The 14,018-nt window shown below is 59.8% G+C and carries 11 protein-coding genes; 3 read left to right on the forward strand and 8 right to left on the reverse strand.

Annotated features, from left to right (window positions below):
• Positions 1 to 25: 25 nt before the first annotated feature.
• Complete coding sequence (locus tag B8783_RS02045) at positions 26 to 1,837, forward strand: aminopeptidase P family protein (protein WP_084418105.1); 1,812 nt, start codon at positions 26 to 28, stop codon at positions 1,835 to 1,837.
• Between the two features lie 4 nt (positions 1,838 to 1,841).
• On the opposite strand, the gene ligA is transcribed toward B8783_RS02045, so the two are convergent.
• The 3 genes from ligA to B8783_RS02060 are packed head-to-tail and all read right to left on the reverse strand — an operon-like array spanning position 1,842 to position 6,521.
• A complete protein-coding gene (gene ligA, locus B8783_RS02050) occupies positions 1,842 to 3,947 on the reverse strand; it encodes an NAD-dependent DNA ligase LigA (RefSeq protein ID WP_084418106.1) in 2,106 nt (701 codons plus the stop codon).
• Complete coding sequence (gene recN / locus B8783_RS02055; RefSeq protein ID WP_084418107.1) at positions 3,944 to 5,644, reverse strand: DNA repair protein RecN; 1,701 nt, start codon at positions 5,642 to 5,644, stop codon at positions 3,944 to 3,946. Before recN ends, ligA begins: the two co-directional genes overlap by 4 nt.
• Positions 5,645 to 5,699: 55 nt before the next feature.
• A complete protein-coding gene (locus tag B8783_RS02060) occupies positions 5,700 to 6,521 on the reverse strand; it encodes an outer membrane protein assembly factor BamD (RefSeq protein ID WP_084418108.1) in 822 nt (273 codons plus the stop codon).
• A 182-nt stretch (positions 6,522 to 6,703) separates the two neighbouring features.
• Between B8783_RS02060 and B8783_RS02065 the strand changes: the two genes are divergently transcribed.
• A complete protein-coding gene (locus tag B8783_RS02065; RefSeq protein WP_084418109.1) occupies positions 6,704 to 7,180 on the forward strand; it encodes a helix-turn-helix domain-containing protein in 477 nt (158 codons plus the stop codon).
• 61 nt (positions 7,181 to 7,241) lie between these two features.
• On the opposite strand, the gene lpxC is transcribed toward B8783_RS02065, so the two are convergent.
• From lpxC to B8783_RS02090, 5 genes are all read right to left on the reverse strand, one after another.
• The gene (gene lpxC / locus B8783_RS02070) at positions 7,242 to 8,162 is read right to left on the reverse strand and encodes a UDP-3-O-acyl-N-acetylglucosamine deacetylase (protein ID WP_084418110.1); all 921 of its coding nucleotides are present in this window, start codon (positions 8,160 to 8,162) and stop codon (positions 7,242 to 7,244) included.
• 149 nt (positions 8,163 to 8,311) lie between these two features.
• The gene (gene ftsZ / locus B8783_RS02075; protein ID WP_084418111.1) at positions 8,312 to 9,748 is read right to left on the reverse strand and encodes a cell division protein FtsZ; all 1,437 of its coding nucleotides are present in this window, start codon (positions 9,746 to 9,748) and stop codon (positions 8,312 to 8,314) included.
• Between the two features lie 94 nt (positions 9,749 to 9,842).
• Positions 9,843 to 11,138, reverse strand: a complete 1,296-nt coding sequence (ftsA, locus tag B8783_RS02080; RefSeq protein WP_084418112.1) for a cell division protein FtsA — start codon at positions 11,136 to 11,138, stop codon at positions 9,843 to 9,845.
• A 2-nt stretch (positions 11,139 to 11,140) separates the two neighbouring features.
• The gene (locus B8783_RS02085; RefSeq protein ID WP_084418113.1) at positions 11,141 to 12,007 is read right to left on the reverse strand and encodes a cell division protein FtsQ/DivIB; all 867 of its coding nucleotides are present in this window, start codon (positions 12,005 to 12,007) and stop codon (positions 11,141 to 11,143) included.
• Entirely contained in the window at positions 11,995 to 12,903 is a 909-nt protein-coding gene (locus B8783_RS02090; RefSeq protein ID WP_084418114.1) for a D-alanine--D-alanine ligase, read from the reverse strand. The genes B8783_RS02085 and B8783_RS02090 overlap by 13 nt, the downstream gene beginning before the upstream one ends.
• A gap of 185 nt (positions 12,904 to 13,088) precedes the next feature.
• On the opposite strand from B8783_RS02090, the gene B8783_RS02095 reads away from it, so the two are divergent.
• Positions 13,089 to 13,946, forward strand: a complete 858-nt coding sequence (locus tag B8783_RS02095) for a formate/nitrite transporter family protein (protein WP_084418115.1) — start codon at positions 13,089 to 13,091, stop codon at positions 13,944 to 13,946.
• Positions 13,947 to 14,018: the final 72 nt, after the last annotated feature.

Below are 14,018 nucleotides of genomic sequence, written 5' to 3' on the forward strand. Positions count from 1 at the left end.
TGCCCTTTGCCCCTAGATTAGAGGCATGAGACAGAACTTTGATGTGAAGGGCGGCCCGCAGCTTGGCCGCAACAACCTTCCCCGCCTTCGCGATGCCATGAAGTCCATGGGGCTCGACGTTTTCTACGTCCCTCATGAAGACGAGTATCACAATGAATATCTGCCAGCCTCGAATGACCGGCTGACCTGGGTCAGCGGTTTTACCGGCTCTGCCGGCGCCGCGATGATCCTTCTAGACAGCGCCGTCGTCTTCGCGGACGGGCGCTACACGTTGCAGGTGCGTGACCAAACCGATCCGGACCTGTTCAAGATCGAGGGCCTGCCTGACCCCGGCCCGTTTGGCTGGATCGCCAAGCAAAGCCTCAAGGGCAAAACGGTTGGCTATGATCCGCGGCTTATGACGCCGGATGATCTCGACAAGCTTGCAAGCGCCGCTGCCAAGGCGGGCGCTTCGTTGAAAGCGGTTGATGCCAATCCGATCGATACCGCATGGGATGACCGGCCTGCTGAGCCGCTGGCCCCTGTCGTGCCTCAGCCGCTGGAACATGCCGGCGTCGATGCCACCGAAAAGCGCGAGGCGATTGCGCAAGCGCTGAAGGCCGACGGCGCCGATGCGGCGGTGATCACGTCGCCCGCCTCTGTGGCCTGGGCGTTCAATATTCGCGGCGGCGACGTCGCCTGTTCGCCTCTGCCGCTCTCGCGCGCCATCCTGAATGATGATGGCAGTGCTGATCTCTTTATCGATCCGCGCAAGACGTCGGACGCGCTGCGCAAGCATCTTGGCAATACTGTCACGCTGCGCCCGATCGATGAGCTTGATAGCGCGCTCGCAAGCCTGAAGGGCAAGACGGTCAGCCTTGATCCGTCTCTGGCCTCGGCATGGTTCTTCAAGGCGGTCGAGGATGCCGGCGCGAAAATTCTTCGCCAGCCGGACCCTGCGCTGCTGCCCAAGGCGTGCAAGAATGCTACCGAAATTGCCGGGACGCAGGCCGCGCACATTCGTGATGGCGCCGCGCTCACGCGCTTCCTCCACTGGCTGGCGACCGATGCGCAAAGCGGCGAGGTGACCGAAATTGATGCCGCGCTGAAGCTGGAAAGCCTGCGCGAGGATCTGGGTGACCTCAACGACCTCTCCTTCGAGACGATTTCAGGCGCCGGGCCGCATGGGGCCCTGCCCCATTACCGCGTCTCGTCAGCTTCAAACCTTAAGCTCGCGCGCGGAACGCTCTATCTCGTTGATAGCGGCGGGCAGTATCTCGACGGCACGACCGATGTGACGCGCACGGTGCCGATTGGCGAGCCGAGCGCGGATATGAAGCGCCATTACACGCTGGTGCTGAAAGGCCATATTTCGCTGGCGGCTGTGCGCTTCCCGGAAGGGACAACTGGCACTCACCTTGATGTGCTGGCGCGCCATTCGCTCTGGCAAGCCGGGCTCGACTATGGGCATGGCACGGGTCATGGCGTCGGAGTTTATCTCGGCGTGCATGAAGGCCCACAGCGGATTGCCAAGCCGTGGAACGCGATACCGCTATCGCCCGGCATGATTGTGTCGAATGAGCCTGGTTTCTATCGCGAAGGCCAGTACGGCATCCGCATCGAGAATTTGCAATTCGTGACCGAACCGGCCGCGATTGAGGGCGGCGAGATCGAGATGCTCGGCTTTGAGAACCTCACATGGGCGCCGCTCGCGCGTGATCTCATTGCGCTCGACCTGCTGACACCGGCAGAGCGTGAATGGGTCGATACCTATCACGCCGACGTGCTGGAGAAGATCGGACCGCTTGTCGACGGCGAGGTTTCGGACTGGCTGACGGCGCAGTGCACGCCGCTTTGATCGGTTAGAGACCGGCAAGCTCCAGCCAGTCATCCTCACTCATCACCTGCACGCCGAGCTCTTCAGCTTTCTTCAGCTTGGAGCCGGCGCCAGGGCCAGCGACCACGATATCGGTCTTCGCCGACACCGAGCCTGATACCTTGGCCCCTAGGGCCGTGGCGCGGGATTTGGCTTCGTCGCGTGTCATCTTTTCCAGTGTGCCGGTGAAGACGATCGTCTTGCCGGACACCGCGCTGGTATTGCTGGCCGCCTTTGCCGCCTCGACCTCAACTTCGCTCAGCAGACTTTCCAGCATCTCGATATTGTGCGGCTCAAGCGCGAAGTCTTTCAGGCTATCAACCGCCGTCTGGCCGACGCCGTCGATGGAGAGCAATTCAGCCTCAGCGCTTGTATCGCCGTCAGCGGCTTTCTTCACGGTCGACCAGAAGGCGTCCCATTCAAGAAAGTGGCGCGCGAAGAGGCCTGACGTGTTCTCGCCGACATGGCGGATGCCAAGACCGTTGAGGAAGCGCTGAAAGGGCGGTGTGCGGCGCGCATCGATAGCGGCCATGAGATTGCTGGCTGAGGTCTCACCAAAACCCTCCCATTCGCTAAGCGGCGGGAGGCCTTCTGCTTCAAACCGGGCGGCCAGCCGGAATATATCCTGAGGGCCTTTGACAGCGCCTTTCGTGTAGAACAGCTCAACCTGTTTGGCGCCAAGGCCATCAATGTCGAGCGCCTTGCGCGAGACGAAATGCTTCAGGCGCTCCACTGCTTGCGCCGGACAGGTCAGCCCGCCCGTGCACCGACGGCGAACGTCCGAGACGCCTTTATCATCCACCTCGCGAACAGCTGCCGAACCGCATTCCGGGCAGGTATGGGGCATCTCGAATGGCTCGGCGCGGTTCTCATTATCGGCATCAACGACACCCAGGACTTGCGGGATGACGTCACCTGCGCGCTGAATTTCGACCATGTCGCCGGGGCGCACATCGAGGCGGGCAATTTCATCCTCATTGTGGAGCGTGGCGTTCGACACGACCACGCCGCCGACGGTGATTGGTGTGAGGCGAGCAACCGGTGTCAGCGTGCCGGTGCGGCCAACCTGGATCTCGATCGCTTCGAGTTTGGTCACCGCGCGCTCAGCCGGGAATTTGTGGGCGATTGCCCAGCGCGGGAAACGGCTGACAAAGCCAAGGCGCGCCTGCCAGTCGAGCCGGTTCACCTTGTAGACAACGCCATCAATATCATAGCCAAGCATGGCGCGGCGCTCGGCCATATCGTCATAAGCCCCGATCAGGCCAGCGACATCATCATACGCCGCAAACAGCTCATTGGTGACAAAGCCCCAGTCTGAGAGCTTCGCGACCGCTTCAGTCTGCGTTTCGGCGAAGGCGCCGCTGACCTCTCCCCAGGCATAAGCGAAAAAGCGGAGTGGGCGCGAACGCGTGATGGCGACATCAAGTTGGCGGAGGCTGCCCGCCGCCGCGTTACGCGGGTTGGCGAACGTCTTCTTCCCAGACGCTTCCTGGGTTTCATTAAGCGTGTTGAACGCATCGCCGGTCATATAGACCTCGCCGCGAATCTCGATGCGGTCCGGCCAGCCGCTTCCTGCGAGCTTTTTGGGAATGTCTTCAATTGTGCGGGCGTTGACGGTGACGTCTTCGCCGACCTGTCCATTGCCGCGTGTTGCAGCCCGCACCATCACGCCATTTTCGTAAGTGATGTTGAGCGACAAACCGTCGATCTTCGGCTCTGCCGTGATCGACAATTCTTCGCCTGCCTCCAGACCGAGATATCGGCGGATACGGGCGACGAACTCTGCAACATCTTCTTCAGAAAAGGCGTTGTCGAGCGAGAGCATGGGGATGCCATGCTCGACCTTGCTGAACGCGTCGGACACTTCAACACCGACCCGGTCACTCGGGCTATCGGCACGTTTGAGCGCCGGGAAATGGGCTTCTATCTCGCTATTGCGGGTGCGGAGCGCGTCATATTCGGCGTCCGTGAAGTGCGGATCATCATCCTTGTAATAGGCGCTGTCCGCCAGCCGGATTTCGGTCGCGAGCCGGGCGAGCTCACGACGTGCTTCAGCCTCGGTGAGGCTTTCGACCGGCTTGTTTCCACTCATACATCTTCAAGGAGCCTCGTTGCTGCGGCCCTTGCCTCTTGCGTAACTGTCGCGCCAGACAGCATGCGGGCGATTTCCTCATGCCGCTGACCAGCATCTAGACCGGTGATACGGGTTTCGCCAACCCCGCTTGATGCGCGACCTGACTTGGAGACGAGCCACTGATTGGCCGCCGCCGCCGCGACTTGCGGGCTATGCGTAATCGCGAACACCTGACGCGTCTGACCGAGGCGCGTGAGACGCTCACCAATGGCCGCTGCCACCGCGCCGCCAACGCCCTGATCGGCCTCATCAAACACCATGACAGGCACACTGGTCGTCTCGGCCAGCACGCATTGGAGGGCGAGCGAGAAGCGGGCAAGTTCACCACCTGAGGCGATCTGCTTGAGCGGGCCAAAACCAGCGCCGGGATTGGTCTCAATCTCAAACTCCGCGCGTTCGCGCCCTTGAGCGCCGGAGGCTGATTCGCTGATCTCATCGAAACGCACCTTGACCTTGGTCCGCTCAAGCTTCAGCGGCTTCAGCTCTGCAGCGATGGCCTTTTCCATACGCGCGGCTGCGGTCTGGCGGGCTCGGGTCAAACGGTCAGCTGCGGTCTGCCAACGGGCCGAGGCTGATTTCTCCTCGGCACGCGCCTTGTCGAGCGAGCCGCCCGGCGCATCACTGAGCGCGAGCTTGTCACGCGTCGCTTGAAGCAGATCGACCAGCGCGGCCGGCTCAACATCATGCTTGCGCGCGGCCGATCGCAGACTGATCAGGCGTTGCTCTGTTCGTTCCAGAACGTCCGGGTCATGAACGGCAGCTTGCCCCAGCGCCTCGAGCGCGGCACTTGCCTCACCCACTTCGATCAAAGCGCGCTCCAGCGCCTCGGCGGCTGCGCGCGCTGCGCTGGAGAGGCCGCCCTCCAGCGTGTCGAGCCCGTCGATGCGCAGGACGCGTTCAGTCGCACGGCTGGCGCGAGCGAGACATGATTCGACATCGGCTTCCTCAAACGCCTGAAAGGCTTCAGACGCTGATTCGGCGATCTTCTCAGATTGCATGAGAACGTTGCGCTCAGCGGTAAGCCGATCAAATTCGCCTGTTTTTGGCGCGAGCTTCTCAAGTTCTTCGACAGTCTCAACAAGCCAGGCGTGCGCCTCTTCGGCATCGCTGAGGTCTTTCTCAAGCGCCTCACGTGCGCGTCTGCGGTCTTCAAACTCTGCCCAGCTCGTCGCACATGCGGCGAGCAGTGATTCGTTACCGGCATAGGTATCGAGAAGCATGCGGTGGCTGGATGGGCGCATCAAAGCGGACGCGGCGTGCTGGCCATGAATTTCAACCAGCGTCTCCCCGACTTCCGCCAGCAGTGATGCGCTTGCGGGCTGGTCATTGATGAAGGCACGCGCAGGGCCCGAGGCCGGGATGACACGCTTCAGCATCAGGGTTTCATCAGGTGACGCCTCAAACCCATAATCAGCCAGGACCGACCATGCTGGATGATCTGCCTCCAGCGCGAACTCGGCCAGAATGCTGGCCTGATCGGCGCCCTTGCGGACCAGTTTGCGGCTGGCGGTCGCGCCAAGCGCGAGGCCGAGCGCGTCAAGAATGATGGATTTGCCCGCACCGGTCTCGCCGGTAAGAGCTGTAAAGCCATCGCGGGCCTCGATGTCGAGCCGTTCGATGAGCAGGAAGGATCGGATAGAGAGCGCAATAATCATGCGCCCTGCATATCATCGGAACAAAAGCGGAACAAGCGCTATTTGCGCGCGGTCCTTACCAAGGCGTGAGGCGCTGCAGAAGCGTGCGATCCGATGAGGCTGGCTCTGCGCCAGAGCCACCGCGTTCGATCAAATCATAGCTATCACGATACCAGCGGCTGTCAGGATAATTGTACTGCAGCACCGATGCGGCCGCGACGGCCTGATCTGTCAAACCAAGGGAGAGATAAGCCTCAACCAGCCTGTGAAGGGCTTCAGGCGTATGCGTTGTGGTATCGTATTCGTCCACCACGGTCTTGAAGCGATTGACTGCGGCCAGATGCTCATTGCGGCGCAGATACCAGCGACCAATCTCCATCTCCTTGCCGGCCAGCTGATCGCGGACCATGTCGATCTTCACGCTCGCATCACGGGCGTAGTCTGTGTTCGGAAAACGGCGGACAACATCCGTCAGCGCATTCAGCGCAAGCTCTGTCGTTTTCTGGTCGCGGCCAACATCGACGATTTGCTGGAAATAGCTCATGGCGATGATGTAGTAGGCGTAAGGCGCCGTCTGACCAGCCGGATTGAGGGACAGATAACGCTGCGCCGTCGAGACCGCATCGTCATAACGGCGTGAGCGGTACGAGGCGTAAGCCGACATCATGGTCGAGCGGCGGGCCCATTCTGAATAGGGGTGCTGACGCTCAACTTCATTGAACAGTTCGATCGCGCTGACATAATCGCCGCGGTCCAATTCCTGGGCAGCAGCGTTGTAGAGCGCCTCGACTGGACGCTCCACGTAGGCAAGGTCGCGGGCCTGTCGGTTCGAATTACAGCCTGTCAAAAGCAAGGATGCGGCGACGGCAGAGAGCGCGCCTAGAGTTGTCAGCTTCATTGCAGATCCTGGTCCATATACGACTTGGCCTCACTTTGCCCGTCTGCCCTTTCTTGTAAAGACGTCGGCTACAGGAACCGGACGGATGCTTTCGTGTTATCAATAAGGTATAAGTTGGTGTATACCACTGATATTGCCGATTTAGGGGACACAGGCACCCGCGCCCGAAAGGCGACAACGAGATGAGTGTTATAAATAGCGAGCAGTTTTCCGCATCTGATGTCGACAAGATCGTTGGCGAGCGCATTCGGCGCCGTCGCATTCTGACCGGCCTCACGCAGGACCAGCTAGGCGAAGCGCTTGGTGTGTCCTACCAGCAAATTCAGAAGTATGAGACGGGCGCCAATCGTGTGAGCGCAGGACGTCTCTACCTGCTGGCTGAGCGGCTGAACGTGTCACCAGGTTGGTTCTTTGACGGGCTGACTGACGGGCTTGAAGAGTCAGAGGATGATCTGCAGGGCTCTTCGCGTTTTGCCATCGAATGCGTGCGCAATCTTGCGCGGATCAATGATGAGCGCTCGCGGGCGGCAATCCTCAACCTTATTCGTACGCTGGCGGATGCTGACAACAGCGCGGATGTGTCTTCGGACGATAGTGTTGCAATGTCTTCAGCAGAAGCGAAGAAAACCGTCGAACGCACGCGCGCATCTATGGACTAGACACGCCCGCTTTGCGGCGGCGCCCTGCCTTCATTACCGACACATTTAAGTAAGCGCCGCCCTAGTGGCGGGCTGCGACGGCGGCTGGCGCTGCATCCACGAGATCGGCGTCCGTTTCCCAGCACCAGGCGTCCGGATTGGCGAGCAAGGCGCGCACCAGCTTGTTGTTCAGCGCATGTCCAGGCTGACGCGCTTCATAGACGCCCGCAATCGGTGCACCGGCGAGCATCAGATCACCGACCGCATCAAGAATCTTGTGGCGGACGAATTCATCGCTGACGCGCAGCCCCTCTGGATTGACGATCTCATCGCCATCGAGAACCACCGCATTATCAAGCGACCCGCCGCGTGCGAGCCCCATCGCCTGCAGCTTTTCCACATCCTTCGCAAAGCCGAAGGTGCGGGCAAACGCAATGTCACGCGCGAACATGCCGGGCACCAGCCGCAGCGACATCTGCTGGGTGCCGATGGCGCGGCTCTCAAATTCGATCTTGGCATGAATGGTGAGATAATCGTCAGCAGACGGGCTGAGCCGCGCTGTCTTGACGCCATCAGTCACTTCGACCGTATCAAGGATACGAAGACGGCGACGGAAGCCGCCTTGATGGCGCAGGCCCGCCGCGAGCAGAAGCTCACAGTAAACGGCTGAAGAGCCATCCATGATCGGTACTTCAGGGCCGTCGATCTCAATGATGAGATTGTCGACACCCACGCCGGCGCAAGCGGCCAAAAGGTGTTCGACCGTGGCAACGGAAACGCCATCTTCATTGGTGAGCGTGGTGCCAAGCTGGACTTCAGTGACAAAGTCACCGCGGGCCACGATCTCGGTGTCACAGCCTTTCACATCCGTACGGCGGAAACGAATGCCCGTTCCGGCGGCAGCCGGCTTCATCACGATGCGGGCGCGCTTGCCGCTGTGAACGCCGACACCGGCGCAGACCACAGGGAAGTTGATGGTTTGCTGATACTGTACGCGAGTCATAATGGTGCCCATTTTCCTTGGGTCCTATAAAGGCGCGTTTGGGAAACACATCAAAACAAGGAGTATTTCGCTTTATTACAACAAGGGCGCCAACCGAGGTTAGCGCCCTAAATCAAAAGCAATTTTTATGTTTCAGAACGGGCTGAAATCTAGTGGTTTGCGGACCGTCTGAGGAAGGCTGGAATCTCAAGATCGGCATCGTCGAATGGCGCTGGGTGTGGGTAGTCATCCGGTGACGACACGATCTCGTCCGATGCATCATCGGTGTCCAGGTCATTGTCGCCCTGACGCGCGCCCTTTGGCCAACCGAACAGATTGGCAAAACCAGCACCGCCTGCGTTCGCAGTTTCACGCTCTTGGCGATCAACGGCTTTTGGTTGTGGGCGAGAGAAAACCTGGTCAGCGGACACCTGGTCAGAGCCTTCAGCGGCTTCCTGATGGGCGGCTGGCAGCGGGCGGCTGGTGAAATCAGGCCGGGTATCGGCTTCGACCTGCTCTTCAGCCTCATCTTCAATTGTTTCTTCTTCAGCCGCGTTCACAACGACTTTCGGGCGATCTTCTTCCTCGGCAGCCACTGGGGCGGCGACGGGCGCAGCTTGTGGGCTGGCGATCGCTTCGGCTGGACGCTCTTCGCGAACGTCATATTCGGAATCGATACCGGCTGCGACGACAGAGACGCGGAGTTTGCCTTCCAGCTCTGGGTCGAATGTGGAGCCGAGAATGACCAGCGCGTCAGCGTCGACTTCGCGGCGGATTTCATTGGCCGCTTCGTCAAGCTCAAACAGGGTCATGTCATACCCACCGGTGATGGAGATGAGGACGCCGCGGGCGCCTTTCATCGAAACATCATCGAGGAGTGGGTTGTCGATGGCAGCGCGGGCAGCTTCGAGGGCACGGCCCTCACCTTCTGCTTCGCCCATGCCCATCATGGCAGCGCCCATACCCTTCATGACCGTGCGCACATCGGCAAAGTCGAGATTGATCAGGCCAGGCATGACCATCAGGTCGGTAATGCCGCGAACGCCGGAATAGAGAACATCATCGGCCATGCGGAAGGCGTCCGCAAAGGTCGTGCGCTCATTGGCAACGCGGAACAGATTCTGGTTTGGAACGACAATCGTCGTGTCGACTGATTCGCGCATGCATTTGAGGCCGTCTTCGGCGATCTTCATGCGGCGGGCGCCTTCAAATCCGAAAGGCTTTGTGACGACGCCGACGGTCAGAATACCGCGATCATGGGCTGCGCGCGCGATGACTGGAGCCGCGCCGGTCCCGGTTCCGCCGCCAAGGCCAGCAGCGATAAAGACCATGTGTGCGCCATCAAGGTGGCGATTGATATCTTCCAGGGATTCTTCGGCAGAGGCGGCACCGACTTCTGGACGGGCACCGGCCCCAAGACCGGACGTGGTTTCAAGGCCAAGCTGAATACGGTTTTCAGTCTTGGAACGCTCGAGGGCCTGGGCATCGGTGTTGGCAACCACGAATTCAACACCCTGCAAATTCGCTTCGATCATGTTGTCGACAGCGTTACCGCCAGCGCCACCCACACCAAATACGACGATGCGTGGTTTGAGTTCCTGAGTCATGAAAAGTCCGCCTTTGCCAGTCTACTTTTGGAGAATCCTTGGGCACAAATTGCAGACGTCTCACTAAGAGACCGTTAAGCAATGTGTTTCCGGATCAAAAATTTTCACTGAGCCAGCGAAAGATCTTGTTCAGAAAACCGGTTTTGCCCGAAGTTGCTCCCGTATCGGATGTGCTTCCAGCCCTCGACACATCTGTAAAACCCCTGAAATCGTACGATAACAGACCTGCGGCTGTGGAAAAGACCGGATTGGCATGAGATTCACCTAAAATGTCGGTTTCCAGCGGCTTTCCGAGACGAACGGGCTGATTGAGCACGCGAGCGGCCGTATCTCGAACGCCCGGCAGAAGGCTGGCGCCGCCTGTTAGTACGGTGCGTCTCGGCATAATCTTGCGGATTCCGCATTCAGCGATGAGTTTTGCGGCAAATTCGAACGTCTCTTCGATTCGCGGCTCGATGATTTCGGCGAGTTCGCCGCGCGTCATCCTGAAACCGTTAAGACGGCCATCATCGGCGAGCTTTGCCACTTCGATTCGTTCGGCCATGCCGGGGCTCTTGGAATCGGCGTTTCCGTGCACCGTCTTCATGCGCTCTGCTGCAGCAAACGTTGTGCCTATGCCCTGGGCGAGATCGCTCGTGACCTTGGCGCCGCCAGCCGGGACCAGACCCAGCCAGGCCGGGGCACCATTGATGAAGGCGCATGCCGCAGTGACGCCTGCGCCCATGTCGATGCAAATGGCGCCATTCTCGATTTCATCGTCGATCAGCGTGCCTGCGCCGCTGGCTATCGCGGCCGGGATCAGGCGTTCGACGTGAAGATGCGCGCGGCCGACACATTCGACGATATTCCGGACGAGCGACTTTGGCGCGGTGACCACTGACAAGAGTACGCTCAGTTTGTTGCCGATCATTCCGGACGGGTCGCGGATGCCATCCTGCTCGTCTAGCTTATAGAGAACCGGGTGTGCGCTGAGGATTTCGCTCTGCTTTGGGTCGACCTTGCCCATGGCCTGCGAGTGCAGCTTTTTGAGGTCCTTCGGCGTGACTTCCCGCCCGCCAACATCGATGATGGCGCCGACAAACTCACAGGCGACCCGCGTGCCGGTCACGCCGACGACGACGGACTCAATCCGCTCGCCAGCCTGGCGCTCGGCATCTTCCACGGCGAGGCGAACGGAGCGCTCAAGCGCTTCCATGTCTGTGATCGAGCCGCCATTGAACCCGCGCGTCTGCTGACGCCCGCCGCCAAGAAACGAAAACCCGGCCTTTGAGGTCGGGTCAAAGCGACCGATCAGACACGTGATCTTGGACGTCCCGACGTCCAGCGAAGCGATTGTCTGACCGACCTTCGCCGCCTTGGCGGGTTTCAATCTGGCTTCTGCCCTCGACATGATCAGCTTTCTGCAGGCGCTTCACCAGCACCCGTCAATTCTTTTGGTTTCAGGAAGGTCTTGCCCGGCACCCGCAGATCAATCTGCGAAAGCGAACGGGATGTAAGGTCGGCTGACGCCTCAAAGGCGGCAAGTTCTGTTGTCGCCCGGCCAACGCTGTGATCGGTTGGAAGTTTGATCAACACGCCGTTGCGCAGCTTGATGTTCCAGCGGCGGCGCGACACGCGCTCAGCATAGGAGAGATGGGCTTCCAGCCCTTCGACGCCGTCCAGCACCCGCAGCAGCGCGGGCACGCCGTCTGGCGCGGCAGCGCCGGACAGTCGGACAAGGTCAGCATAGTCGCCGGCTTGTACGCCTTCCATGATGCGCCCGAGACTGTCGACGACCTGCCATTCGGTGCCGTTGTACCAGACAGCGGAGGCCTGAGCGGGTGCGGCATGGATCAGGATCTGGTTTGGCCAGAAGCGGTAGACGCGCGCATCGGTAACCTGCCCTGTCGCGAGCACGCGGCGCCGGATCTTGTGCGGGTCTGCCCGGAACATGTTATCGCCCGGCTGAACTTCTGCCATCTCAGCGACAAGCGCGGCCCGGCGGGGGTTTTGCTCAAGCCCGATAATGCTGACATCGGCGACACCGAAGCCCATGCTTGTCGCGATATTGTCGACTGTGCCGGAGAAATGTCCGCCAATCCGTGACATGGAGCCCCCCATCAGCGCGGCACCGGCCACAATCACGGCAAGCACCATGACCAGCCCCAGCACCACGGATGAGGCATCAACCGAAGACTCGTTGACCTCTGGCGGCGGCGGGGCCGCGGCCTTGCGCCGGCGCGGCGCGGCCTTGGGGGCACGCTTCTTTACCGGTGGCATGAAGCATCCTCGATCATCCAGCTGACGAGCTCTTCGAAACTGATACCGATGAACGCAGCCTGTTCGGGCACAAGCGAAGTCGGGGTCATGCCTGGCTGGGTATTGGTTTCCAGAATCACGAGCCGGTCCTTCTCCTCGTCAAAACGAAAGTCTGACCGCGTCACGCCTCGGCAACCGAGGGCCTGATGCGCCTTCAATGCAGCTTCCAGCGCAGCTTTTGTCACATGCTCTGGAATGTCTGCGGGCACCACATGGCGCGATCCACCAGCTGCATATTTTGCGTCAAAATCGTAAAAGTCTCTTAACGTTGTGATTTCCGTTACGGCGAGCGCCCTGTCACCCATCACAGCGACGGTCAGCTCACGGCCCGGAATATATTCTTCCGCCATGAGATTGTCGCCATACTTCCAGTCATCGGACAGGACGAATTGCGACGGGCCATTATTCTGCTCACGAACGAACACGACACCGAAACTGGAGCCTTCATTGACGGGCTTGATGACGTAAGGCGGCTTCAGCGGATGGGCACGCGCAGCCTCCTCGCGCGTCACGGCAACATCCTTGGCGACATCGAGACCTGCCTGCAGATAGACGGCCTTGGATTTGCGCTTGTCCATGGCGATGGCGGACGCCGTCACGCCTGAATGGCTGTAGGGAATGCCGAGGATTTCAAACAGGCCCTGGACGCAACCGTCCTCGCCCCAAGGCCCGTGAAGGCCATTGAGAATCACATCGGGCTTTTCGCCTTCGATCTGGCGCGCAAGATCTCGGGTCGCATCAATACCGATCGCGTCATACCCCGCGTCGCGGGCGGCTTTCAGCATTTGCTCGCCTGATGAGAGGGAGACATCCCGTTCAGACGACCAACCACCAAAGATCACGGCAACGCGCTTCATTCCAATCTCCAAATTCCGGCGAGCGGACGTCTCTCCGCCAGCCGATACTCAATCAAATTGGACCAGAGAAATTAAGGCAGTGCTTACGAATTGCGGCATGAGGCAATTTCATGCAGCAAAAAACGCAGTGCAAGGTTAAGGCGCAAGCGACTGAACAAGCGGCCTTGCTGGGCGTTGTGTGACGTATGCGCGATGACTCCCCCAATTCTCCGAAAAATGATGAAGAGCAAAATCACATCACGGAGGAGGAACGCGCCGAAGCCTCCCAACTGACCCGCCTGAAGTCCCGGATCGTCTATGAGATCATCCGTCAGGAAGGCAGATCAGAGCTCTCTCGGCCACAGGCATCTATCTGGTGGTCAGGCATCGCAGCGGGCATCGGCATATCCATGTCGCTGGTGATGGAAGCCATTCTGCGCGTAAACCTGCCAGATACTCCATGGCGCCACCTCGTCGAAAGCATCGGCTACTCGGCGGGCTTTCTGCTGGTGATCCTCGCGCGCCTGCAACTGTTCACCGAAAACACTGTTACAGCCGTCATACCAATGCTGGGTGACCCCTGCCGTAATACGTTTGGCGGAACTGCGAGGCTATGGAGCACCGTCTTCCTTGCGAACATGGTTGGTGGGTTCATCGCCGCCGCCTTCCTGTCCTATAGCGGCGCCATGAATGCCGATGTCGCAGGCGCAATGCTTGATATCAGCCGGCACGTCGCCGGATGGGGCACGTGGGAAACCCTGATCAAGGCGATGCCTGCAGGCTTTCTGATCGCAGCCATTGTGTGGATGCTGCCGAGCTCAGAGGGCAGCGAGTTCTGGGTCGTCCTGTTCTTTACCTATCTGATCGCAGCGGGTGATTTCGCGCACGTTGTCGTCGGCTCGGTTGAGCTCTTCACCGTGGCGCTTGCCGGTGAACAGGCCCCCTTAAAACTCCTGACGATGAACCTGCTGCCCGCTTTGGCTGGTAACATTATCGGCGGTGCGGGCCTCTTCGCCATGCTGGCCTGGGGCCAAGTGCATGAAGAAGTTGAAGGCGAGCGCTAAGCTCTCCACGCGCCAAACATTACAAGAATGTAAGTTGATGCGGACGTCGGTTTGCTGTCGTTACATCTGTAA

The sequence above is a fragment of the Henriciella litoralis genome, from assembly GCF_002088935.1.
Classification (GTDB): domain Bacteria; phylum Pseudomonadota; class Alphaproteobacteria; order Caulobacterales; family Hyphomonadaceae; genus Henriciella; species Henriciella litoralis.